Genomic DNA, 23,349 nt, shown 5'->3' with positions numbered 1-23,349 from the left:
ATGACGATTCAGCCGATCGCTACACCGTCCATCCCGATCAAGCCGACAACCGGTGCGGCGGGGGACCAGACTCCCGCTGTCCGCGCCCCGGTGCAGACCATGGACTCCAACGTTTTTATGACGCTCCTCGTGACCCAGCTGAAGAACCAGAACCCGAGTGCCCCGATGGACACCAACGCGATGATGGCCCAAACCATTCAGCTGTCCATGATGGAAAAAATGACCGAGCTGACAGCAAGCAGCAAGGATGGGCTTTCGCTGCAGATGCGCTCGGCGGCAGCCCAGCTGATCGGCCATTCCGTCGGCTATACGCTGCCGGACGGCACCGCGGGCAGCGGCATTGCTACTGCCGTTTCGTTCGCCGGCGACAAACCGGCGGTGACCATCGGCGAACTATCCATCCCCCTCGATTCCATCACCGGAATCGTCGCTCCGTCCGCTCCCTGACCCTAGATTTTGACCAGTTTTCCCACCTTGTAGAAAGGCAGTCGCCATGCTCCGCTCGCTCTACTCCGGAATTTCCGGCCTTCGCGCCCACCAGACCATGCTGGATGTTACCGGCGCCAACATCGCCAACGTCAACACAGCCGGGTACAAGTCCGGAACCACGCAGTTCCAGGACACCCTGTCCCAGCTGACCCAGGGCGCCACGGCTCCGCAGGGCGGCACCGGCGGAAGCAACCCTGCCCAGATCGGCCTGGGCGTCCGCGTTGCCGGGGTTACTAACAACTTCAGCCAGGGGTCCTCGCAGGCCACCGGCAAGGCCACGGACATGATGATCTCCGGAGACGGCTTTTTCGTCACCAGCAAGGGCGGCCAGCAGCTGTTCACCCGTGCCGGTGCTTTTAACCTCGATGCTGCCGGCCAGCTGGTCAGCCCCGACGGCGGCATCCTGCAGGGGTGGAAGGCCGACGCCAACGGCGCGGTCAACACGACCGGCGCCGTCGGCACCATCACGCTGAACCCGAACAACATGGTCGCCACGGCAACCAACGCGGTTTCACTTGACGGGAACCTGCCCGGCGACGCGACCGTTCCCACGTCGCTGAACCGCGTGGTCAAGGTTTACGACGGCGCCGGTGCTGCGCGTGACCTCAATCTGACCTTCGACAAGACCGCCACCGGCTGGAATGTTACAGGTAACGACGGCAGCGGACCCGTCACTGTGGGCCTCGCACAGGGAGCCAACGGCACACTGACGGCCAGCGGCGCGTTGACCGTCGGCGGCATTACTGTCGCGTTGAATAAACTCTCGGGCTACGCAAAAGTCGAAACCCTCACGGTCGCCGGCCAGAACGGCTCTGCTGCCGGCTCGCTTGAGTCTTACACGCTGGGCAGTGACGGATCCCTGATCGGCTCCTTCAGCAACGGCACCAAACAGGTGATGGCCAAGATCGCCCTGGCCAAGTTCACCAACCCGGCCGGTCTGGAAAAGGCAGGATCTTCGTCCTACACGGCCACCGGCAACTCCGGCGGGGTGCAGTTCGGCAGTGCCGGTGCACCAGGGCTCGGCACACTCTCCGGCGGTACCCTGGAAATGTCCAACGTGGACCTTTCCCAGGAGTTCACCAACCTCATCGTGGCCCAGCGCGGGTTCCAGGCCAACGCCCGCATCATCACCACCTCCGACGAGGTCCTGCAGGAACTGACCCAGCTCAAGCGCTAATCACCCGGAAAACGTGACTAGCTCCTAAATATCGGAGCGACAGCCCTGGCTACGGAGATCTTCGGAGCCAGGGCTGTCTTTTTTTGAGATCCGCGGCTTCGGCTGAGACATTAGCCTGCAACCAGATATGCCTCACGTTTCGACCGAGTATCACGTCTCTTCTGAGAGCCCGCCCTGAAGTGGAGGTACATTCCGATGCGACCGCCTGGCACCAACTGCCTGCGGTGGCGCACGCGGCGTAGGTCCGATCGGGGGACGTTATGGCATCCATAGGCAGAAGCCGGCTACGCCCTCATCCGCGGGATCGGGGCGGGAGCGCCACCGGTCCCTTTTCCTGCTTGGAGTGCCCCGTCGGCGGCGAAGTTGGTGTCAAGAGTGTTCCGTGAAGCACTGCCGGCACGCGGCCCCGGGTTTTCGGCGACGGTTACAGCGTCGCGCAGATCGCTCCAGAAGCGTTCCGCCGCGGCCGGCCGGCTGGCGGTGAGGATGCCCTGGCTCACGAGGGAGTCGGCCCATTGCTGGACCAGCTGATGGTGGAAAACGAACTCCGCCAGGGCCCGGGACTGCGGCAGGGGCAGTTTTGTCCGCTGCTCACCGTCAGGTTGCTCCGGGTCAGGGAGCTGCCCGATGGCGGCCAGCAGGCTTTCGAGGGTCCGCCGGGCCGTTTCCGGGCCCCGGGTTTGTTCCGGCAGCAGGCCCAGGTCCTTGGCTGAGGCGATCTGGAGGCGCAGCTGGACGGTGTATGCGGCCCAGCACCTGGCATCGCTGGGGCTAATCTCAAGGGCGCCGCGGGTATCCTGGCGCTGGGTCGCGTCGTAAATGACGAAGCGGCTCCGGCCGGAGTGTTTCGCTGCGTACATTGCCGTGTCGGCTTCCGCCAGCAGTTGTTCCGGGCCATCCATTCCTGATCCGGCAGTGATGCCGACGCTTGCGCTCATCCGCAGCTCAGTCCCGGCGACCTGAACCGGGGCGGCGACGGCATCCATCACGCGCAGCGCCGTCGCCGGGCCCTGGTCCAAGCCGGAGCCCGGCAGCAGCAGGGTGAATTCGTCTCCGCCGGTCCGTGCCGCGGTGTCCCCGGTCCGGAGGCAGAACTGGAGCCGCCGGGCGATTTCCACCAGCAGCGCGTCCCCGGCTCCATGTCCATACGAATCGTTGATTGGCTTGAAGCCGTCAATGTCCACCGCCAGGACCAGCATGGGCACCCCGGTGATCCGGCTCGCGGCCATCGCCTCTCTGAGGCGTGCAGCCAGGAGCGATCGGTTGGCCAGCCCGGTCAGCGGATCGTGCAGTGCCTGGCTCTCCAATGCCCCCAGCTTCTCGAGTTCCGCGGTTCGTGTCCCGGCGAGGACGAATGCCGGAATGAGGCACAGGACGCCTTCAAGCAGGAACGCTGCACCCAGGAGCGCGGAATTTGCCGGCGGCAACGATCCGGACGCACCCGCAAAAGCCAGTTGCAGGAAGGCCGGGCTCCCGGCGACCACGACTGTGGCCACGGCCATGGCCAGCCAGTCCTCGAACAAAGCAATCACGGGTACTGCGAGGAAAAACAGAAAGTAGGCCTCCACGGACCCGGACAACCGGACGGTTATGGCCGCCGCCAGCACCAGGGCCGCACCGGACAGGCAACCCAGGGCGCGGCGCCACGGTGCAGGGTGTCGCGACCGTGCCCCGCGGGGAAGACGATCGCCTGCTGAGACAAGCCACTGCGGTACCACTGCGTATGCTCCCCATTGTTCGGCAGATCCACGCCTACCCAGCCAGCGGATCGTTGACAACACTCACTGTAACGAACATCACTCACTGTAACTAACGCGGTGTCCGCCGCCAGGCCGCATATTACCAAGCCTACGCAGCTAACCAATCAGTCCGGTTGGCCGACAGTAGATCGTAGACCACCATCCCCTATACAGAGCAGAATCGGCCCATGATCGTCGTAACTCGACTCAACGGAACGCGCTTCGCGGTCAATCCCGACCTCATCGAACGGATCCACGAGAGCCCGGACACCCACCTTGTCACCCTCGACGGAGCTACGTACGTTGTGCTCGAAAGCCTCGCCGAAGTGGTTGAACTGATCGCCGAGTACCGCGCTTATGTACTGAGCAAGGCCCGGGACTTTCCGGCCGTGACCGGCTACCACCTCAGCCTGGTTCCGTCCGAGGACGCCGCAGACGTTGGTCGTACCGACCGGCCGGGGGAGTAGGCCATGGATCCGGCAACAATTATCGGGCTGCTGATGGCGTTTGGCGCCATCTACGCCATGGTGGCCCTTGAAGGCGCAAGTATTACCAGCCTTTTGCTGCCTGCACCGATGATCCTGGTTTTTGGTGCGACGCTCGCCGTCGGGCTTGCAGGATCAACCCTTAAGGACGTGGTGCACGCCTTCAAAGCGCTGCCGAACGCGTTTAAGGGCAAGACCGTCCCGCCGCAGGTCAGCATCGACGAGATCATTGTCTTCGCTGAGAGGGCCCGCGCAGAAGGCCTGCTGTCGTTGGAAAGCGACGCTGCAGCCACCAAGGATCCGTTCCTGAAGATTGCGCTGCAGAACATCGCCGACGGAACCGATGGTGAGGACCTCCGGGAAATGCTCGACGACGGCATCAGCTCCAAGATGAAGTCCGACAACACGGCCTCGAAGTTCTTCAAGATGCTGGGAGGCTACGCACCCACCATCGGCATTATCGGCACAGTCGTTTCGCTGACCCACGTCCTGGAAAACCTGTCGAAACCGGACGAGCTCGGACACATGATCGCCGCAGCCTTCGTCGCTACGCTCTGGGGGGTCCTTTCCGCCAACTTCATTTGGCTTCCTATCGGGGACCGGATGGCAAAGATCTCCGAACTTGAGGTCGACCGAATGACCCTGATCATGGAAGGCGTTCTGGCCCTGCAGGCAGGCATCCAGCCAATCCTGCTGCGGGAGAAGCTCAACGCAATGGTTCCCGACTACAAACTCAAGGCCGGCGCCGGGAAGGCACCAAAGTCCGGGCCCAAAAAAGCATCCAAGGGCGGAGAACCGCTGGAGGACGCGGCATGAGCCCCCGGCGACGGTCCAAAAGGGCCGCCCCCGAAGAGCACCACGTTGACGAACGCTGGCTCGTGTCCTACGCGGATATGGTCACCGTCCTGATGTGCCTGTTCATCGTCCTGTACGCGATGTCCACCGTCGACGCTAACAAATTCGAGAAACTCCGTAATTCCCTCGCCACCGGCTTTGGCGCCGTCGCGTCCGAAACCGTCGACACGGCCACCGGAACCGTGGTCCCGGCGGACCAGGCCAATAAGGACCTTGAAGCGTTCGCTGCCGTACAGGCGCAGGCGCAGGCGCAGGCGCAGCCGGCGGCAGGCCAGGCGGCGAATGCGCAGCCCAATGTCGACCCGGCAGCCTTGGAACAGGCCATGAAGGAAGTCAATCGGCTCCAGGCCCTGGAGGACAAAATGAAAGCGGGGCTGGCGGCGGAAAACCTTAGCGAAAACGTGGAGTTCCAAATCGATCCACGCGGATTGACCGTCAAACTCGTTGGATCCCAAACATTCTTCGAACCCGACAGGCCGGAACTGACCGGGCGGGCCACCCGGGTCCTTAATGTTGTTGCTCCGGTCCTTGCGCCGGCCGGAATGGAGGTCATGGTGGAGGGACACGCAGCTAACGGCGTGACGTCCTTCCCCTCCACCTGGGAACTGTCTTCCACCCGGGCGGTGAACGTCCTGCGCTTTATGGTGGAGCGCGGCGGCGTCCCCCAGTCCGCCATCGGTGCGGTTGCTTTCGGCTCCGCACGGCAGGTCAACGACGACTCCACACCTGAGTTGATGGAGCTGAACCGCAGGGTTGACATTGTGGTCCTGTCCGACCAGCCCGACGTCGTCCGGTCCCTGATACCGGAAGCGATGAATATGCTGCAGAAATAGCTGCGGATTGGCTTACCCGCGGGGGTGCCTTGCCGATAGTGCGAGACGTGAGTGTTATCGATGAACGGGAAGTAGTGCGCGAGCGCACCTTAAGCGTCTACGACTTCCGTCGTCCGGCGACGCTGGCCCGTGAGCACAGCCGGGTGCTGGAGCTGGCCTTCGAGACATTTGCCCGCCAGTGGGGAACGCAGCTTACCGCCAAGGTCAGGGTCAAGTCGGTGGTGCGGCTGGAAGACGTTTCCATGCTGAGCTACGACGAATACGCAGCGTCGATTCCGGCGGTCACGGCCATGGTCCTGTGCGCCGTCGAGGGCAACGATTCCAAACTTGTGGTGCAGTTCCCCAGCCCCTCGGCCCTTGGCTGGGTCAACCGGATGCTCGGCGCCTCCGCAGACTCGCCAATGCCGGACCGTAAGTTCACCCAGATCGAGCAGGCCTTGGTCCAGGGGCTGATGAACGAAGCGCTCGAGGATCTGAGTTACTCCCTGGGCCCGCTGCTCAACGAAGCGGTCCGCGTCGATACCATCCAATACAACTCCCAATTTGCCCAGGCCGCCGCGCCAAGTGAACTGATGATCGTGGCTTCGTTCACGATGATTGTTGGGGACATCAGCGCGCCGGCAACCCTGGCCATCCCGGCCGACGTTCTGCTGGGCCGGCTGAAAAAGGTCAACCCCACCGACAGCCGGGAGGACGCGCCGGTGAGGATTGGCGCCCAGCTGGAGCAGGTGCCGGTGGAATTGTCGGTGCGGCTCTCGACGTCGTTTATCACCCCCAGCCGGGTCCTGGGTCTTGCCGTCGGCGATGTCCTGCCGCTGCCGCACCTGGAGAACCGGCCGTTCGACGTCACACTCGACGGGACGAGGCTGGCCACCGCCGCGCCGGCCCGTAACGGCTCCCGCGCCGCCGCTGTTATTGTCACAATCGAGGAGAACCCCTGATGAGCATCACCCTGACCAAGCACGAGTCGTCGGCGGAGCGGCTTGTCGAAGAGCTCCCGAGCCCGGTGGCACTGAAGGTCGTCGCCCTGGTGCCGGCCCGGGCCGCGGCGCCCTATGCCCGGCAGGCCGTGACGGCGACATTCGTCGGCTCGGTGACCGCTGACCTTGCCCTGCTGCTGATCGACCGGACGTTCCTGGACGAGGCCGCCGGTGGTATGGCCGGCCCCCAGCCCGGCGTCGTAGCAGTCACCGATGTGCTGCGCCCTGCCATGGAGGCTGCGAGTTCGGTCTTTGGCGCCGGTGTGCTTTCCGATCTGCGTGAATCCGACGCCGCCGGCCTCCTGACCGATCCGGACACCGCCGTTTTCGAACTGTCCGACGGCAACCACGCCGCCGCCTGGTTCGCGGTCCGGCTGCGCGAGAACACCAACGGTTTCGGCCGCGGCGCAGAAGGCACCGGCGGCGGCGCCGTTGCGGGCCGGCTGGGCCGGATCAACAACATCGAAATGGCGCTCACGGTGGAGATTGGCCGGACCCGGATGTCCGTCCGGGACGTGCTCTCGCTGGAACCGGGAAAAGTCATTGAACTGGACCGCTCCGCCGGCGCGCCCGCGGATGTGCTGCTCAACGGCCGCCTGATTGCGCACGGAGAGGTTGTGGTCCTCGACCAGGACTATGCGGTCCGCATCACCCGCATCCTTGACGTCGCCGAGGGGCTCAGCTGAATGGACTCGCTGATCCTCGGGCTGCGGGTAGTCGTGGCCCTGGGCGCGGTGCTTGGCCTTATGTGGTTGCTGCAGCGCCGGCTCGGCAAAGGCAACGGACGACGCCGGGCTGACAGCGCCCTGACGGTTGTCAGCCGGCAGAGCCTGGGACAGAAGGCCTCAGTGGTAGTCGTCGACGCCGCCGGCCGGCGATTTATGCTCGGTGTTACCGAGCATGCCGTGAACGTCCTGCACAGCGGCGACATCCCGGCCGAAGCCGAAGAGGAGTCCGTGCCTGCAGCCAACGCCGGATTCGGCGAATTCGCCCGGCTGCTCGCCGCCGCCAGCCCCCGCGCCGCCGCCGCGCGGAAGGACGACGAGAGCGCCGGTGACGGGCTTTCCGCCGAGGGTGCCGGCGACGGAACCCCCGGCGCCCCGATGCACAGGCGCAGCTCCATCCACCGGAATTCCCACTCCCGCGGTCCGGCAGGCCACCCGCCGCTGCACGGCTCGATCCTGGCCGGCTCCACGTGGAAGCAGGCCGCCGCAGCTCTCAGGGGCGGACGCCGCCGTTGAACACCGATCCATTAGTCCGGGCCGGCCGGAGCTCTGCCGGCAGGGCACTGGTGCTGGGACTGGCAGCGGTGCTGCTTGCCGTCCTGCTGCTGTGGTTGAACGCCTCCGCCGGCCACGCCGCACCCATAGTCCCCGCGCCCCCGGTGCCGCCCACAGACCCCTCGGCACCCGGTGACGGCATCAATATCCAGATCAACGGCGTCGACGGTAAGCCCTCAACGGCCGTCCTGACCCTGATCGGGATCACGCTGCTCTCGGTGGCTCCGGCGTTGCTGCTGATGATGACGTCCTTCACCAAAATTTTTGTGGTCTTGGCCATGACGCGAAACGCGCTCTCCCTGCCGTCCATCCCGCCGAACCAGGTGCTCGCCGGGCTGGCACTGTTCCTGTCGATCTTTGTGATGTTTCCCGTCATCACCGAGATGAACGACCTCGGGGTCCAGCCTTACCTGAACGGGACCCTGGACTTTAACGCCGCCGTCGACGTCGGCAAGGGCCCGCTGCAGCAATTTATGCTCGCACACACCCGGCAGGAGGACATCGCCCTTATGACCAGGGCGGCCGGAATGGAAAATCCGGACAGCCCCGCCGCGGTGCCGCTGCAGACCCTGATACCGGCCTTTATGGTCTCTGAACTGCGTGCCGCCTTTATTATTGGTTTTGTAATTTTTATCCCTTTCCTGGTTATCGACCTCGTCGTCTCCGCGGCGCTGATGTCCATGGGCATGATGATGCTTCCGCCGGTTATGATCTCCCTGCCCTTCAAGATCCTGCTGTTTGTCCTGGTGGACGGCTGGGGCCTGATTATCACTGCCCTGATCCAGAGTTATGCGGGCACCGGATGAACGCCAACGCCGTCCTCGATATTTGCCTTCAAGCCATGCTTGTGGGTGCCAAGCTCTCCGCGCCGGTGCTGGTCACGGCCCTGGTGGTCGGGCTGGCCGTTTCCCTCGTGCAGTCGATCACCCAACTGCAGGAGGCGACCCTCTCGTTCGTGCCTAAAGCCGCCGCCGTCGCCATCGCCTTGGTGGTCTGCGGTCACTGGATGATCTCGGAAATGGTGTCCTTCACCAACGATCTTTTCGCCAGGATCCCCGGACTTTTGGGCGGAATGTGACGTGGGCATCCCGATCGACCCGCGGTGGCTGGAGGCGTTCCTGCTGGCCAGCGTCCGTATGACGGCCTTCCTGATTGTGGCTCCGCCGTTCGCCTACCGTGCCTTCCCGGCCCGGGTAAAGGCCACGCTGGGCCTGGGGCTCGGACTCGCGGTCTCCCAGCGAGTCTCCAGCGGCTACGCTGCGCGTGACACTGCCGGCTTTGTGACAGGTGTGGTGTTCGAACTCGCCACCGGTCTTGTCCTGGGATTCATCGTGATGGTGATTTTCGCCGCGATCCAGTCGGCCGGCAGCCTGATCGACCTCGCGGGCGGTTTCCAGCTGGCCCAGGGCTTTGATCCGCAAATGAACGTCAACGGCGCGCAGTTCACCAGGCTGCTCCAGATGGCTGCCCTTGCGCTCCTCTTCGCCTCCGACGGCTATCAGTTGATCATCACCGGGCTCACCGGAAGCTTCACGGCGCTGCCGCTGGCCGGCGGCATTAACATGGCCCAGCCCGTCCAAGCCATGACATCGGCGGTAACCGGCCTGTTCCTCGCAGCGGTCCAGATTGCCGGACCCCTGATGGTCGTTTTGTTCCTGGCCGACGTCGGCCTCGGTCTCCTGACCCGGGTGGCACCGGCGCTGAACGCCTTCGCGCTCGGCTTTCCGCTCAAGATTTTGCTCACGCTGCTTCTGGCCGGCTTTATGTTCGTGGCCTTGCCGCGGATCGTGTCGAGCCTCGCCGGGCAGGCCGCCAAGGCCGTCCTGGGGGTGGGCTAGTGTCGGATTCCGGTGAAAAGACAGAGCAAGCCACCGATAAACGGATGAAGGAGGTCCGCTCCAAAGGGCAGTTGTCCCGCTCGCAGGACCTCACGGCCTGGGTTGGTGTGGGTGCTGCGGCAATCATGATTCCCTCCACCGTGGAGCGCGCCGCCAACGCCGTTGCGGACCAGCTCTTCAGTGTCCGCGGTATCGTGGCCGCGCCTGATCCCGGCACGGCGCTGCTCACCCTCGAGCACGGTCTGGGCGCCATCGCGGGCATTATCACTCCCATGCTGGTGGTTGTTTTTGTGGTGGTCCTGGCCGGCGCCGCACTGCAGGGCGGTGTGCACTTCAAGAAGTTCAAACTCGATTTCGAGCATTTCAAACCCCTTCCCGGACTCAAACGGATGTTCGGAACGCAGGCGCTTTGGGGTGGCCTGAAGGCACTGCTCAAAGCGAGCGTGGTCGGTGTGGTGCTGTACGGCGTTGTGCAGGGCCTGGTCCCGGTCCTGCTGACCGCCGGAGGCCTTCCGGTATCCGGTGTGGTCACCGCGGCGACCGGCGGCGTCGCCTCGCTCATCCAGTTCGCAGTGGCTGCCGGCATTGCGCTGGCGGCAGCGGACTTCTTCGTTGTGATGCGTCGCAACCGGAAAAAGACCCGGATGACGAAGAAGGAAATCAAGGACGAAAACAAGAACAGCGAAGGCGACCCGCTGATCCGATCGCAGCGGCGGGCCCGCCAAATGCAGATGAGCCGTAACCGGATGATCTCCGCAATCGGCGACGCCGACGTTGTGCTTGTTAACCCCACGCACGTGGCGGTGGTGCTCAAGTATGAACCCGGTAAATCCGCCCCGCGGGTGGTGGCCAAAGGGTCTGGCCACGTCGCTGCCAGGATCAGGGCCGAGGCCGAGGCCAAAAACGTCCCGATGGTCCAGGACATTCCGCTGGCACGGGCACTGCACGGTGCCTGCGAACTCGGCCAGGAGATCCCAGCGGACTTCTATCGGGCCGTGGCCGGGGTGCTCGCCTTCGTGATGGCGCTCAAAGCGCGCGGTTCCGCTGCCGGAATGCACTACATGGCCGGAGCTTCGGTATGAGGACCCAACCCGGGTGCGGCAGTAACAGCAGAGGAAACAGCATGTGGGAAAGGACCCAATCATGAACAACAGGCTCGCGCGGCTCACGGTGCCAATCGGCATTGTCGGCATCGTGCTGTTGCTGGTGGTGCCCGTTCCGGCACCGCTGATGGACTTCCTTATCGTCACCAACATCCTGCTGGCGCTGCTGGTGCTGCTCACCAGCATGTTTGTGAAAAAGCCGCTTGATTTTTCCGTCTTTCCCTCGCTGCTGCTGGTCGCGACGCTGTTCCGGCTGGGGCTCAATGTCGCGTCGACCCGGCTGGTCCTCGGAGAGGCCTACGCCGGCCAGGTCATTGAGGCCTTCGGCAAAGTCACAGTGGGCGGCTCCATTGTCATCGGGGCCGTTGTCTTCCTGATCCTTGTTGTCATCCAGTTTGTTGTGGTCACCAAAGGCGCCGAGCGGGTGGCCGAAGTCGGTGCCCGGTTCACCCTCGATGCCATGCCCGGCAAGCAGATGGCGATCGACGCGGACCTCAACGCCGGCCTCATCACGGACACCCAGGCGCGTGAGCGCCGCGCCGAGGTATCCGCAGAGGCTGACTTCTACGGCGCCATGGATGGAGCCTCCAAGTTCGTCAAGGGTGATGCGATCGCTGGCATCATCATCATCGTCATCAACTTCGTCGGCGGCATCGCGATTGGCATGTTGCAGGACGGCCTCGGGATTGGTGAGGCCCTGAACACCTACGGTCTGCTGACCATGGGTGACGGGCTCGTCTCGCAGATTCCGGCCCTGCTGATGGCAGTGTCCACCGGCATGATCGTCACGCGCTCCAATGCCGAATCGGACATGGGACATACGGCGTCCACCCAGTTGCTGCAGTCGCCGAATGCGCTGATGATCGGCGGGCTGGCGGCTGTCGCCATGGCTCTGATCCCGGGGATGCCGCCGGTGCCGTTCCTGATCGTCGGGGCCGGCATGATCTTCGCGTCAAGGCGGGTAGCCGCGCGGCTAAAGGCCGAAGGGAAGGTCCAGGCGGACGAGGCGACGGCACTGAACTACCCCGAGATGGACCCAAACGAGAAACTGCTCGAGGACATGCGCATCCACCCGGTGGAGATCCTGCTCGCCCCCGACCTTGTGGACATGGTCTCCGGCGCCTCCGATGACCTGCTCGCGCGGGTCCGGTCGCTCCGGCACAAGATCGCCATGGAACTCGGACTTGTCATTCCGCCGGTGCGGACCAGGGACAGCGTGGACCTGCCGCCGGCCACCTACTCCATCCGGATCGCCGGGGTCGAAGCCGGCCGCGGCACCGCACCGAGCGGCCAGATGCTCGCCCTGGGTGACAACCTCGATTCGCTGCCCGGCCTGGCAATGATCGAGCCGGTCTTTGGGCTCGCCGGGAAGTGGATCCCCGCGGAGATGCGGCACAACGCGGAGATGGCCGGCGCCACGGTGATCGACCGCGTCTCGGTCCTGGTCACCCACCTGTCATCCATCGTCAGCGCGAACGCGGCCCGGCTGCTCTCCCGCGAGGACGTCCGTGTCCTGACTGAGGGTGTCCGCAAAATCAGCCCCGCCGCCGTCGACGAACTCACCCCCGCACTGCTCTCACTCGCGGAAGTCCAGCGTGTGCTGCAAGGCCTCCTCGACGAACAGGTACCCATCAATGACCTGGCCCGCATTTATGAGGCCCTCACCCTCCGGGCCAAGGTATCCACGGACCCTGAGTCGCTGGTCGAATCGGCCCGGCAGGCGCTGGGGCCGGCGCTGACGGCCAAGTTCATGGACGGCCCGGTGCTCAACGTCATTATGATCGACCCTATCCTGGAACAATCGATGCTGGAGGACATGCGCCCTGCCGAAGGCGGCAGCCAGATCGTAATGGGCCAGGACAGGCTCGACGCGGTGCTTCGCTCCGTGCGCTCGGCTGCAGATGCCGCCGTCGCCGCGAACCGGCAAGCCGTCCTGGTGTGCGCCCCGGCGCTCCGCCCCGCCATTCACCGCCTTGTTGGTGTGCAGCCGGGATCGTTGCCAGTCTTGTCCTACCGTGAGGTGACCAGCGCCAATGTCCAGATAGAAACCGTAGGAGTCGTTCGCCATGCCGAACCGCTATCGGCTTAAGGGAGCATCGCTGGACGAGATCCGGCTCAAAGCACAGCTGCAGCACGGTCCCAAGGCCCGCATTATCTCCGCGGACCGCGTCATCAGCCCGGGCATCGCCGGATTGTTTGCCGGCGACCACTACGAAGCAGTGATCGAGGTGCCCGCGGAATCCGAGGTCACCGGAACGAATGTCTTCACGGCCGAGCTTGTGCCGGACGCGATCCCGCCGGGACGGTCAGGCGGCAGGGGACCGCTCCGCGCTGTTTTTGGCGGGTCAACTGCCGCGCCGGCACCCGCCGCGCCAGCACCAACGCAGGCATCACCGGCGACACCCGCCGCGCCAGCACCAGCGCCGGTGCGGGCAGAAGGTCCCGAGGCCGGGTTTATGGACGTGCCCGCGGCCCGGTCCCATCAGTTTGAATCCACGGCGATAGCAGCACTGCTGGAAGAAGCCGATGCAGCGGAAATGACGCTTCATCGGCAGGGAACCCCCGGGGTATCCACCGAGTCGCCGGACTTTGCCGAAGTGCTTGCGCAGCTCGGCGCCGGGCTGCGCGTCCCGGACCGGCTGCCACCGCGCCAGGCACCGCCCGCAGTACCCGTAGTCCCGGCGCCCGGATCGGCTGCTGCGGACAACTTCGGCGCCGGTGTCACCGAGGACATCCTGGTGTTGCCCGGGACCGTTGCGCCTTCGCCGTCGCCAAGGTTTCACGGAGCCTACCGGGCTCCCGAACCGCTGTCCGGCATCGGGGACCTGGTGGTGCTTGTCGGCCTCGGCGAGGACGCCCTCGACACCGCGCTTGCCATGTCCACCGCAGCGGGCGGCGCCGATGTGCGCACCGGAGGGCAGCTGTCCGCATATGGCCACCTGCACGTGGACGGGCGCCAGAGCGCAACGGCAGCCCGCGCGCAGGCCGTGCTGATGGACCGGACTGTCCTCGTAGCATTCGGTGTGGGCCGTTCCGGCGATGCGGCGGCCCGGATCCACCCGATCGCTGCGCTCGCCGCCGACCAGGTCTGGGTCGTCGTTGATGCCGGGCGCAAGCCGGAAGACACCGAGCGCTGGGTCAACGTCCTCTCCGCCCAGCTGCACATCGACGCCGTCGCTGTCATCGGAGCAACCGAGACCGACACTCCGGAAACCGTTAATGCCCTCGAATTGCCCGTGGGCTGGATCGACGCACGGCAGGCCCGTGTTGCGCACCTCTGACACAGGCGGGCATCCCCGACTAGTCCTCCGCCACCCCCAACGAAGGGTAGATTGAGAGCATGCTGGTACTAACACGCAAGCCGGGCGAACAGATCATGATTGGCGACGGGATCGTCATCACGGTCTTGGAAGGGCGCGGTGATGGTGTCCGGATCGGGATTGACGCCCCGCGTGGAATTTCGATCCAGCGCAAAGAAGTCGTCGAGGCGATCGCCTTGGCCAACCTGGCCGCAGCCAATGCCGGGCCGGACGCTGAGGATGCCCTCCGCGGGTTGCTTCCGAAAGCCCGGCCGGCAATACCCGCAGGGGGCAGCGAGTAGTCACCGACGGTTCTGTGGCAGCAGGCATCAGCCGGGAACGTCACGGAGATAGTCGGAAAGGAATGGTTGCGCCGTCCCGTGCATCACAGCCAGGGCGCGCTCGATATTTCCCGACCGGGTCAGCTCGTCAAGCTCCCCGCTGCTATCAGGCCCGGCTCCGCCGGGTGCGGCGGTGCGGCGGAGTTCCGCAAGCAACTCCTGCCCGGTGCGCGTCTCGTCCTTCAGCAGCTGAAGCAGTTCGCGCAGGGCGGTCAAATGCCCGGCCAGGATTTCCGGCCACGGCCCCGGGGGCGCCGCAGCAATCAGCTCGCTCAGCAGCGCTTCAGCAGGCTGGCCCCAGTCCGCGGCGACAACAGCGGATTCAACACTTCGGGCCAAAGCTTCAAAACGCAAACGGTCCAGAGCGCTCTCCACGTCGGAGGCCGTAAACCTCAGCCACTCGATGTTGCCGGCCAGGACATGAAGCCGCTGCGTCTCAAGCCTGAACATCAGCAGTTCAAGCTGGCGGCGCTCCTGCCAGAGAGCTGCCGAAAGTTCGCCTGCACCCATGGGCTTCCTTCCCCTGCCGCCCCGACTGTGAAGCGTTACCGCAATTTCACCCAAGCATTGTCCTGAGATTACACGCGGAATCTGGAGGAGATGATAAGTTTCGTCTTGGGTGCTGCGCCCGGGCCGTGAATACCGACTTCCATGGGGGAGCGCGGGGCCCATTTTTTGGGTGCGGCTCTTGGTCTTTTAAGCCTTTTGTAACCCGTCTCATGGGGGGACACTCTATTGAATCGCGTGGAACGCAACGAGATGGTCACGCAGCATCTTCCGCTGGTGGGCTACCTCGTCTCTGACTTGTGCTCAAAGGCTTCACACCTCTCCCGTGATGACCTGGCGTCTGCTGGTGCTATTGCCCTGATCACTTCTGCTGACGCCTTCAACCCGGACCTCGGCGTGCCGTTCGGCGCGTTCGCGCGCCGGCGCATCCTCGGCGCATTTGCTGATGAGATGCGTGCAAGCGACTGGGCCACCCGCTCAGCACGCCGCCGGATGAAAGAAACCATGTCGGTCCAGGAGACCCTCGCCGCCGCCCTGGGCCGAAAGCCCAGCGTTGACGAGATCGCCGCGGCGCTGGGTGTCCAGCAGAGTGTTGTGGAGGCGGCGCTGTCCGATGCTTCCCGCACGCTGACGCCGCTGGACGAAGCCGTCGTTGACACGCTGGCTGCCGAAACCATGACCCCGGAGCACTCTGTACTCGCGGATGAGCGCCTCCAGTACCTCCGTGCAGCGGTCAAGTCCCTCCCCGAGCGGATGCGCTACGTGGTGGAAGAGATCTACTTCGGGGACCGGACGGTCAAGGAATTGGCCGCGGAACTGGGATCCACCCATGCTGCGGTCTCCCAGCAGCGCTCCGAGGCCATCCGGTTGATGCGGGACGGACTGACCGCCCACTACACGGACCATCCCGGAGAGGCTTTCGAGCCCCAGTCCAGGATCACGCCGCGGCGCCGTAACGACTACCTCTCCCAGCTTGCTGAAGCCACGGCGGGGGGCATCACCAGGACCCTGTATCCGACCGGGCCGGTGCTCAACCAAGCTGTCTAAGCCATCACGCAACCATGCACCCGAGTGCTAGTAAGCCAGCTTAGTAAGCTAAGGGAGAAATTTCGGCGGGACCGTGGCTCCCGGACTGCGCCCTGGGGTAGCGTCGGAAATATCGGACGCAACGGTACCGGACCTACCCAGGAGGACGTATGAAAGCTTCACCGACCCTCACCGCCAATCTTCAGGCAGTGCTCGTAGACCTGATTGAACTGCATGTCCAGGGCAAGCAAGCGCACTGGAATATCGTCGGGACAAACTTCCGGGATCTGCACCTGCAGCTGGACGAAATCATTGACGCGGCCCGAGAATTCGCTGATGATCTGGCAGAGCGTATGCGGGCCCTCCACGCGCTGCCGGATGGCCGGAGCTCCACGGTGTCAAAGTCCACGGCTCTCGCGGAATTCCCAACCGGACTGATCAACACCAAGGACGCCATTGAGCGGATCGTGGCGGCCCTGGAGGCTGCCGTGGGCACCATGCGCAAGGTCCACGACGAAGTCGATGAAGAAGACCCCACAACGGCGGACCTGCTGCACGCATTCATCGCCAAGCTTGAGCAGTACGCCTGGATGGTTAACGCGGAGACCATGCGGGCCAGCGCCAGCGTTACGACCCCGGAAGGCAAGTAGCGCTCCCGGCCCGGCTATTTCGCCTTTGGCACCTTGCGCAGGGCGACGGCGGCCAGCACAGCCGTGCCTGCCATCAGCACCATCGTGATGGCCGCAGTGACGTGGACGCCGGAATCGAACGCCGTCCGGGCGGCCGCTGTCACCGCTGCGCCCAAGGGTCCAGGCAGCGTGTTGGCTAGTTCTATGGCGCCAGCGAGTGTTTCGGCGGCCTGGGCCGTTGCGCCCGCCGGCGCCGTTTCGGCGACGCCGGCGGGAAGCCGGAGGTTGTGCTGGTAGGAGGCTGTCAGGATGGAGCCCAGCACGGCTGTTCCGAGCAAGGATCCGATCTCGTAGCCGGTCTCCGAGATCGCGGCGGCTGCGCCCGATTTCTCGGCCGGGACGGCGCCGAGGATCAGGTCGTTGGAGATGGTTTCCGCCGAGCCGACGCCCAGGCACAGGACCAGCAGCGCGGCCAGCAGCAGGGCCGGCCCGTTGTTGTGGTTGCCAAACGCGACCAGGCAATACCCCGCGGCGCTCAGGAGCAGCCCCCCGGCCACCACAAAACCGGGGCGCACCTTCCGCACGAGCGGGACCACCAGCAGGCCTGAGACAACCGTGGCGATAAGTGCCGGCACAAGCGCGACGCCGGATTCGGAGGGGGACTGGCCCTCGAGCAGCTGCAGATGCTGGGCCAGGAACAGGATGAAGCCGTTGAAGGAGAACAGCGCAAGCACATTCGCCGTAATCGCGGTGCTGAAGACGCTGTTGCTGAACAGGCTGATGTCCAGGAGGGGGGCATTTCCGCCGCCCTGCATCAGGGCACGCTGGCGTCGGACAAAGACGTAGCCCATCAGCAGGCCGCCGGCGGTGATGGCCAGCGGCGCGGGAGCGAGCCCGTGTGTGGCGATTTCCTTGATGCCGTAGACCACCGGAACCATCACCAGCAGGGACAGCAGTACGCTCGGCACGTCCACGCGGCCCGGATGCGGATCGCGGGATTCCGGAACGAGGAGCGGACCGAGCGCCAACAGGGGCAGGATGATCGGCACCGCGACCAGCAGGATGGCGCCCCACCAGAAGTTCTCAACGAGCCAGCCGCCGAAGATCGGGCCGAGCGCTGCGCCGCCGGAGAAACCCGCAGCCCAGATCGCCACCGCGAGCCGTCGACGGTTGGGCTGAGGGAAGATGTTGCGGATCAGCGAAAGGGTGGAGGGCATCAGCATGGCGCCGAAGAACCCGAGCCCCGCCCGGCCGGCGATGAGCCACTCGGCGCTTGGAGCAAAGGCGGTGACCGCGGAGACAGCCGCGAATCCGGTGCTGCCGATGAACAGCAGCCGACGGCGGCCGATTCTGTCGCCCAGGCTGCCCATTGCCACGAGCAGGCCGGCCAGCACCAAGGGGTAGGTGTCCACAATCCACAGCAGCTGGATCCCGGAGGCGTCGAGGCTCCGGGCGATCGACGGCAATGCGAAGGTCAAGGCCGTGTTGTCCACCGCCACCAGCAGCACCGGGAACATCAGCAGCGCCAGCGCCAGCCAGTCGCGCCAGGGCGCGCGCGGCGGCGCTATGGCTGCTGTATCGCCGGGCTGTGTGCCGAGCGCTTTGGTGCTGTTGTGGCTGACTGCTGTGTTGCTCATGGAGATAACTATACCGTCCAGACGGTATAGTTAAGAAATGTCAACCAGAACCCGGTCCGGGCACCGGGCAAGATAGGAATCATGGCCAGAAAACCAGTTGCCCGCGAAGCCGTCCTTGACGCCTTCGAAACCCTGCTTATCGAAGAAGGCGAGCGTGCCGCCACCCTGGACGCCGTGGCCAAACTCGCCGGCGTCTCCAAGGGTGGGCTGCTCTATCACTTCCCGACCAAGGAAGCGATGGTCTCGATGCTCCTGGAGCGTTTGGACGGCTTGCTGGCACAAGACCTTGGGGCGATGGCGGATGCGCCGGAGGGGGCCGCGGCCTACTTCATCAAGTCCTCCCTGTGGGCGGGCACCCCCCTGGACCGGGTCTTTGTGGCGGCGACCCGGCTGGCCGAAGTGGCGCACGAAGAGGCCCTCCAGCGATTTGCCGCCGCGCAGGCGGGTTGGCTGGAGTTGCTCGCGGGCGACGTCGGGCCGGCGATGGCCAAGGCGGTCCTCTATATGGGGGACGGCCTGTACTTCAATGCCATGCTTGCCCGTGGCCCCGGCGGTCCGATGCCGGAGGTCGCTGCGGATCTCGAGAGTCTTCTCGCCGCCGTCGACCGGCTTCGCGGCTGAGGCGGCTCCGCGCCGAAATCGCCGGAAGTGCACGAGGTCGCCGGAAGTTTGCGGCGATCTCGCAGCTGACCCGCGACTTCGTGCCGGCGGCGTCGGGAGTTTGCGGACCGGGGCCGGGCATAGGACAATGGAAGCTGTGACTGCGGTCACGAGAAATTGAATATGCCTTTGATCTGCGGCGGGAGAGTTCTGCAAGTAGGTACAAGCAGGCGCCGTAGGAGCAAACCCTCCCCAGGAATCTCTCAGGCCCATGTACCGCCGCGGCAAGGCAACTCTGGAAAGTAGCAGGCTGTCCTTTGACATGCTGTGCTCACCGACGGTGCAAGCGGAGACCTGCGAGAGCAGGGCTGCGCGGAAACTCTCAGGTCCAATACAGAGCGGGGAGGAACCCGAATCAATGCTGCGTACCCTGCGCCGCCTTAGTGATGGAGTTCCTTGTGACAGTATCCTCAGCCTCCACGTCCTTCGTTGACCGGCACATCGGCGCCCGCCGCCAGTCCGACGTCGATGCCATGTTGAAGGCTGTCGGCTACGACACCGTCGATGGGCTCGTCGACACGGCCGTGCCCAAAGGCATCCGCCAGGACTCGCCGTTGCAGCTCACCGGCGCCCTGAGCGAAGTAGAGGTCCTCGCCGAGCTGCGCAAGCTCGCGGCCAAGAACCAGACCGCCGTGCAGATGATCGGGCAGGGCTACTATGACACCGTCACCCCGCCGGTCATCCGCCGCAACATCCTTGAGGCCCCGGCCTGGTACACCGCCTACACCCCGTACCAGCCGGAAATCTCCCAGGGCCGGCTCGAGGCGCTGCTGAACTTCCAGACCATGGTCCAGGATCTTGTTGGCCTGCCGATTGCCAACGCCTCGCTGCTGGATGAAGCCACCGCCGTCGCCGAAGCCGTGCTGATGATGCGCAGGGCCAACAAGAACAAGTCCGCCCAAGGTGGCAAGACCGTGTTGGACGCCGATTGCCTCCCGCAGACCATAGCGATCGTCAGGGGCCGGGCCGAGGCCCTCGGCTTTGACGTCGAAGTTGCCGACCTGTCCACGGGCCTGCCCGAGGGTGTTATCAACGGCGTTGTCCTGCAGCAGCCCGGGGCCTCCGGCCGCGTCTTCGACCACACAGCCGTGATCGCCGAGGCCAAGGACCGCGGCGCCCTCGTGACCGTGGCCGCGGACCTGCTGTCCCTGACCCTGATCACCCCTCCGGGGGAGCAGGGCGCGGACATCGCCGTCGGATCCGCGCAGCGCTTCGGCGTCCCGCTGTTCTTTGGCGGACCGCACGCAGCGTACATGGCCGTTCAGAAGGGCCTGGAACGCTCCATGCCCGGCCGGCTCGTGGGTGTCTCCAAGGACAATGCCGGCGTCCCGGCCTATCGCCTGGCGCTGCAGACCCGCGAACAGCACATCCGCCGGGAGAAGGCCACCTCCAACATCTGCACGGCGCAAGCCCTGCTGGCGATCGTGTCCTCCTTCTACGCCGTCTACCACGGCCCGGACGGGCTGAAGGCGATCGCTGAGACCACGCACGGGCACGCCCGGACCATCGCGGCCTCGCTGCGGGCCGCAGGGTTGGACGTGCTGCACACCAGCTTCTTTGACACGGTCACCGTTTCCGTCCCGGGCAAGGCCGCCGAGATCATCGCCGCCGCGGACGCCAAGGGCATCAACCTGCGGCCCGTCGATGCGGACACCGTCGGGATCTCCGCCGATGAGGCCACGACGCCGGCCATCGTCGCCGACGTCGTCGCCGCCTTCGGGGCGTCGGTTGCGGAGGATGCGGCTTTCGGCGTGGACGCCGGCATGGAGCGCACCTCCGACTACCTCCAGCACCCGGTCTTTAACACCCACCGTTCCGAAACCCAGCTGCTGCGCTACATCCGCCGCCTCTCGGACCGCGACCTGGCGCTGGACCGCACCATGATCCCGCTGGGCTCCTGCACCATGAAGCTGAACGCCACGGCCGAGATGGAGGCCATCTCCTGGCCGGAGTTCGCCTCCATCCACCCCTTCGCCCCCGAATCCCAGACCGCCGGCTGGCGTGAACTGATCGAGGACCTCGAAGCCCAGCTGACCGAGATTACCGGCTACGACCAGGTCTCCATCCAGCCCAACGCCGGCTCCCAGGGCGAGCTCGCCGGCCTGCTCGCGATCCGCGGCTATCACCTCTCCCGCGGCGACGTGCAGCGCAACGTCTGCCTCATTCCGGCCTCCGCGCACGGCACCAACGCCGCCTCCGCCGTGCTGGCCGGCATGAAGGTCGTTGTTGTGGCCACCGCCTCCGACGGCACCATCGACCACGCCGACCTGCAGGCCAAGATCGAACTGCATCGGGATGCGCTCTCCGCGATCATGATCACCTACCCCTCCACCCACGGGGTGTTCGACGCCGACGTTCGGGAAGTCTGCGACGCCGTCCACGCCGCCGGCGGCCAGGTCTACATCGACGGTGCCAACCTCAATGCCCTCGTCGGGCTGGCTCAACCCGGCCAGTTCGGCGGCGACGTCTCGCACCTGAACCTGCACAAGACCTTCTGCATCCCGCACGGCGGCGGCGGCCCCGGCGTGGGCCCGGTCGCTGCCAAGGCCCACCTGGCACCCTTTATGCCGGGCGATGCCAACAACGCCGTCTCGGCCAACAGCGCCGGCGGCACCCCGATCTCGGCGTCCCGCTACGGTTCGGCCGGAGTGCTGCCGATCTCCTGGGCCTACGTTAAGCTCATGGGCGGCCACGGCCTCACCGAAGCCACCAAGTCGGCCCTGCTCGCTGCCAATTACATTGCGGCCCGCCTCAATGACTACTTCCCGGTGCTCTACACCGGCGAAGGCGGACTCGTGGCCCACGAATGCATCCTGGACCTGCGGGAACTCACGGCAAAGACCGGCGTGACCGCCGAGGACGTCGCCAAGCGCCTCATCGACTACGGCTTCCACGCCCCGACGCTGGCGTTCCCTGTGGTCGGCACCCTGATGGTCGAACCCACCGAATCCGAGGACCTCGGCGAAATCGACCGTTTTATCGCGGCCATGATTTCCATCCGGGCCGAGATTGACCAGGTGGCGCACGGCGAGTTCACTGTTGAACACAGCCCGCTGCGTAACTCCCCGCACACCGCTGCCGCCGTTATCAGTACCGGCTGGGCCCGGGAGTACCCGCGCGAGCAGGCAGTATTCCCCGGCCGCACGCCCAAGCAGGACAAGTATTTCCCGCCGGTCGGCCGGATCGACGGCGCGGCAGGTGACCGGAACCTGATCTGTTCCTGCCCGCCGCTCGAATCCTTCGAAGAAGACACAGCAGTCCACCCCGACGACGCCGCCGCCAACTCCGACTCTAAGAACTAGGGACAGCCAACGATGACTGAGAACTACACGGCACTGTACGAAGAGCACAAAAAGCTCGGCGCTTCCTTCACGGACTTCGGCGGCTGGCAGATGCCCCTCAAGTACAGCTCCGAACTCGCCGAGCATCACGCCGTCCGCACGTCTGCGGGCCTGTACGACCTCTCCCACATGGGCGAAGTCTGGGTCACCGGTCCGGACTCGGCCGCTTTCCTGGATTACGCACTGGTCGGCAAGATCTCCGCGATGGCGGTCGGCAAGGCAAAGTACTCGCTGATCTGCACCGAGGATGGCGGCATCATCGACGACCTCATCACTTATCGCCGTCCGGCCGCGGGTGCCGGCGCCGACAAGTTCCTTGTGGTCCCCAACGCCGGCAACGCGAAGGTCGTCGCCGCGGCCCTGGCCGAACGGGCGTCCGGCTTTGACGTTGTGGTGCGCGACGCCTCAGCGGAGACCGCTCTGATCGCGGTGCAGGGTCCGAAGGCGCAGGAGATCCTGCTGCGGCTGGTTCCGGCCGCTCAGCACGAACTGGTGACCGGCCTGAAGTACTACGCCGCCGTCGACGTTCCCGTGATGTTTGGCGGCGCCGGCGAGGAACTTCTGCTGGCCCGCACCGGCTACACCGGTGAGGACGGCTTCGAGATCTTCGTCGGGAACGGCGACGCGGCAGCCCTTTGGCAGGCGCTCGTCGCCATCGCCGAGGAGGGCGAACTGACGCCTGCCGGGCTTGCGTCCCGCGACTCGCTCCGGCTCGAGGCCGGGATGCCGCTTTACGGCAATGAGCTCTCCCTTGAGGGCGACCCGTTCGCCGCCGGGCTGGGCCCGGTTGTGGCGCTCTCCAAAGAAGGGGACTTCGTTGGCAAGGCGGCCCTGGCGGCAAAAAAGGAAGCCGGCGCAGGTGCCACAACGGGCCGCAGGCTGGTTGGGCTCAAGGGCCTCGGCCGCCGGGCCGGCCGCGGACACTACCCGGTCCTGAAGGACGGTGCCACGGTGGGCGTAGTCACCTCCGGCCAGCCCAGCCCCACCTTGGGCTACCCGGTTGCGATGGCCTACGTCGACGTCGAGTGCACCGACCCCGGCACGGCGCTGGACATCGACCTGCGCGGCAAAACCGAAGCTTTCGAAGTTGTGGCACTGCCTTTCTACAAGCGCCAAAAATAGTCCCGCCG

General features: G+C 65.3%; 23 protein-coding genes and 2 riboswitches. Of the genes, 20 read left to right on the top strand and 3 right to left on the bottom strand.

What is annotated here, in order from left to right; translation table 11 throughout:
- Nucleotides 1-447 carry a flagellar hook assembly protein FlgD gene (locus tag ABIB49_RS08530; protein ID WP_226776341.1) on the top strand — a complete coding sequence of 149 codons (447 nt, stop codon included), beginning with the start codon at nucleotides 1-3 and terminating at the stop codon, nucleotides 445-447.
- A gap of 46 nt (nucleotides 448-493) precedes the next feature.
- Complete coding sequence (locus ABIB49_RS08525) at nucleotides 494-1,666, top strand: flagellar hook protein FlgE (RefSeq protein ID WP_226776342.1); 1,173 nt, start codon at nucleotides 494-496, stop codon at nucleotides 1,664-1,666.
- Nucleotides 1,667-1,950: 284 nt separating this feature from the next.
- On the opposite strand, the gene ABIB49_RS08520 is transcribed toward ABIB49_RS08525, so the two are convergent.
- Nucleotides 1,951-3,384 (bottom strand): GGDEF domain-containing protein, encoded by a 1,434-nt coding sequence (locus tag ABIB49_RS08520; RefSeq protein WP_282360665.1) that lies wholly within the window; start codon nucleotides 3,382-3,384, stop codon nucleotides 1,951-1,953.
- A 209-nt stretch (nucleotides 3,385-3,593) separates the two neighbouring features.
- Here ABIB49_RS08520 and ABIB49_RS08515 point away from each other — a divergent pair, with 209 nt between their 5' ends.
- The 13 genes from ABIB49_RS08515 (at nucleotide 3,594) to ABIB49_RS08455 (ending at nucleotide 14,380) form a co-directional block, all read left to right on the top strand.
- Nucleotides 3,594-3,872, top strand: coding sequence for a flagellar FlbD family protein (locus ABIB49_RS08515; protein ID WP_226776344.1), 279 nt, complete (start codon nucleotides 3,594-3,596; stop codon nucleotides 3,870-3,872).
- Between the two features lie 3 nt (nucleotides 3,873-3,875).
- Nucleotides 3,876-4,706 carry a motility protein A gene (locus tag ABIB49_RS08510; protein ID WP_226776345.1) on the top strand — a complete coding sequence of 277 codons (831 nt, stop codon included), beginning with the start codon at nucleotides 3,876-3,878 and terminating at the stop codon, nucleotides 4,704-4,706.
- Nucleotides 4,703-5,578 carry an OmpA/MotB family protein gene (locus ABIB49_RS08505; RefSeq protein WP_226776346.1) on the top strand — a complete coding sequence of 292 codons (876 nt, stop codon included), beginning with the start codon at nucleotides 4,703-4,705 and terminating at the stop codon, nucleotides 5,576-5,578. The genes ABIB49_RS08510 and ABIB49_RS08505 overlap by 4 nt, the downstream gene beginning before the upstream one ends.
- A gap of 47 nt (nucleotides 5,579-5,625) precedes the next feature.
- Complete coding sequence (locus ABIB49_RS08500) at nucleotides 5,626-6,519, top strand: flagellar motor switch protein FliM (RefSeq protein ID WP_226776347.1); 894 nt, start codon at nucleotides 5,626-5,628, stop codon at nucleotides 6,517-6,519.
- Nucleotides 6,519-7,244 (top strand): flagellar motor switch protein FliN, encoded by a 726-nt coding sequence (gene fliN / locus ABIB49_RS08495; protein ID WP_226776348.1) that lies wholly within the window; start codon nucleotides 6,519-6,521, stop codon nucleotides 7,242-7,244. Before ABIB49_RS08500 ends, fliN begins: the two co-directional genes overlap by 1 nt.
- Nucleotides 7,245-7,799, top strand: a complete 555-nt coding sequence (fliO, locus tag ABIB49_RS08490; protein WP_282360667.1) for a flagellar biosynthetic protein FliO — start codon at nucleotides 7,245-7,247, stop codon at nucleotides 7,797-7,799.
- Entirely contained in the window at nucleotides 7,796-8,644 is an 849-nt protein-coding gene (gene fliP, locus ABIB49_RS08485; protein WP_282360668.1) for a flagellar type III secretion system pore protein FliP, read from the top strand. The genes fliO and fliP overlap by 4 nt, the downstream gene beginning before the upstream one ends.
- Entirely contained in the window at nucleotides 8,641-8,916 is a 276-nt protein-coding gene (gene fliQ, locus ABIB49_RS08480; protein WP_226776351.1) for a flagellar biosynthesis protein FliQ, read from the top strand. The genes fliP and fliQ overlap by 4 nt, the downstream gene beginning before the upstream one ends.
- A 1-nt stretch (nucleotide 8,917) precedes the next feature.
- Nucleotides 8,918-9,676, top strand: a complete 759-nt coding sequence (locus ABIB49_RS08475) for a flagellar biosynthetic protein FliR (RefSeq protein ID WP_226776352.1) — start codon at nucleotides 8,918-8,920, stop codon at nucleotides 9,674-9,676.
- A complete protein-coding gene (locus ABIB49_RS08470; RefSeq protein ID WP_226776353.1) occupies nucleotides 9,676-10,758 on the top strand; it encodes an EscU/YscU/HrcU family type III secretion system export apparatus switch protein in 1,083 nt (360 codons plus the stop codon). The genes ABIB49_RS08475 and ABIB49_RS08470 overlap by 1 nt, the downstream gene beginning before the upstream one ends.
- Nucleotides 10,759-10,819: 61 nt before the next feature.
- The gene (locus ABIB49_RS08465) at nucleotides 10,820-12,868 is read left to right on the top strand and encodes a flagellar biosynthesis protein FlhA (RefSeq protein ID WP_226776354.1); all 2,049 of its coding nucleotides are present in this window, start codon (nucleotides 10,820-10,822) and stop codon (nucleotides 12,866-12,868) included.
- Nucleotides 12,846-14,060: a hypothetical protein gene (locus ABIB49_RS08460; RefSeq protein ID WP_282468082.1), complete on the top strand. Its 1,215-nt coding sequence runs from the start codon at nucleotides 12,846-12,848 to the stop codon at nucleotides 14,058-14,060. The genes ABIB49_RS08465 and ABIB49_RS08460 overlap by 23 nt, the downstream gene beginning before the upstream one ends.
- A gap of 59 nt (nucleotides 14,061-14,119) precedes the next feature.
- Nucleotides 14,120-14,380: a carbon storage regulator gene (locus tag ABIB49_RS08455; protein ID WP_226776357.1), complete on the top strand. Its 261-nt coding sequence runs from the start codon at nucleotides 14,120-14,122 to the stop codon at nucleotides 14,378-14,380.
- 27 nt (nucleotides 14,381-14,407) lie between these two features.
- On the opposite strand, the gene flgN is transcribed toward ABIB49_RS08455, so the two are convergent.
- Nucleotides 14,408-14,929, bottom strand: coding sequence for a flagellar export chaperone FlgN (gene flgN, locus ABIB49_RS08450; RefSeq protein ID WP_226776358.1), 522 nt, complete (start codon nucleotides 14,927-14,929; stop codon nucleotides 14,408-14,410).
- A gap of 225 nt (nucleotides 14,930-15,154) precedes the next feature.
- Here flgN and ABIB49_RS08445 point away from each other — a divergent pair, with 225 nt between their 5' ends.
- Nucleotides 15,155-15,973, top strand: coding sequence for a sigma-70 family RNA polymerase sigma factor (locus ABIB49_RS08445; protein ID WP_226776359.1), 819 nt, complete (start codon nucleotides 15,155-15,157; stop codon nucleotides 15,971-15,973).
- A 149-nt stretch (nucleotides 15,974-16,122) separates the two neighbouring features.
- Nucleotides 16,123-16,602, top strand: a complete 480-nt coding sequence (locus ABIB49_RS08440; RefSeq protein ID WP_226776360.1) for a Dps family protein — start codon at nucleotides 16,123-16,125, stop codon at nucleotides 16,600-16,602.
- Nucleotides 16,603-16,616: 14 nt separating this feature from the next.
- Here ABIB49_RS08440 and ABIB49_RS08435 read toward each other — a convergent pair whose 3' ends face one another.
- Nucleotides 16,617-18,218 (bottom strand): MFS transporter, encoded by a 1,602-nt coding sequence (locus ABIB49_RS08435; RefSeq protein WP_226776361.1) that lies wholly within the window; start codon nucleotides 18,216-18,218, stop codon nucleotides 16,617-16,619.
- Between the two features lie 81 nt (nucleotides 18,219-18,299).
- On the opposite strand from ABIB49_RS08435, the gene ABIB49_RS08430 reads away from it, so the two are divergent.
- From ABIB49_RS08430 to gcvT, 3 genes are all read left to right on the top strand, one after another.
- Entirely contained in the window at nucleotides 18,300-18,839 is a 540-nt protein-coding gene (locus ABIB49_RS08430) for a TetR/AcrR family transcriptional regulator (protein ID WP_226776362.1), read from the top strand.
- Nucleotides 18,840-19,008: 169 nt separating this feature from the next.
- Nucleotides 19,009-19,107: riboswitch (glycine riboswitch) on the top strand.
- Between the two features lies 1 nt (nucleotide 19,108).
- A riboswitch (glycine riboswitch) is annotated at nucleotides 19,109-19,225 on the top strand.
- Nucleotides 19,226-19,264: 39 nt separating this feature from the next.
- The gene (gene gcvP / locus ABIB49_RS08425) at nucleotides 19,265-22,180 is read left to right on the top strand and encodes an aminomethyl-transferring glycine dehydrogenase (RefSeq protein WP_502913783.1); all 2,916 of its coding nucleotides are present in this window, start codon (nucleotides 19,265-19,267) and stop codon (nucleotides 22,178-22,180) included.
- Nucleotides 22,181-22,192: 12 nt separating this feature from the next.
- Nucleotides 22,193-23,341, top strand: coding sequence for a glycine cleavage system aminomethyltransferase GcvT (gene gcvT, locus ABIB49_RS08420; protein WP_282360674.1), 1,149 nt, complete (start codon nucleotides 22,193-22,195; stop codon nucleotides 23,339-23,341).
- Nucleotides 23,342-23,349: the final 8 nt, after the last annotated feature.

The sequence above is a fragment of the Arthrobacter sp. UYCu512 genome (assembly GCF_040547075.1).
Taxonomy (GTDB): Bacteria; Actinomycetota; Actinomycetes; order Actinomycetales; family Micrococcaceae; genus Arthrobacter.
This window is presented reverse-complemented; position numbering and strand designations above follow the sequence as displayed.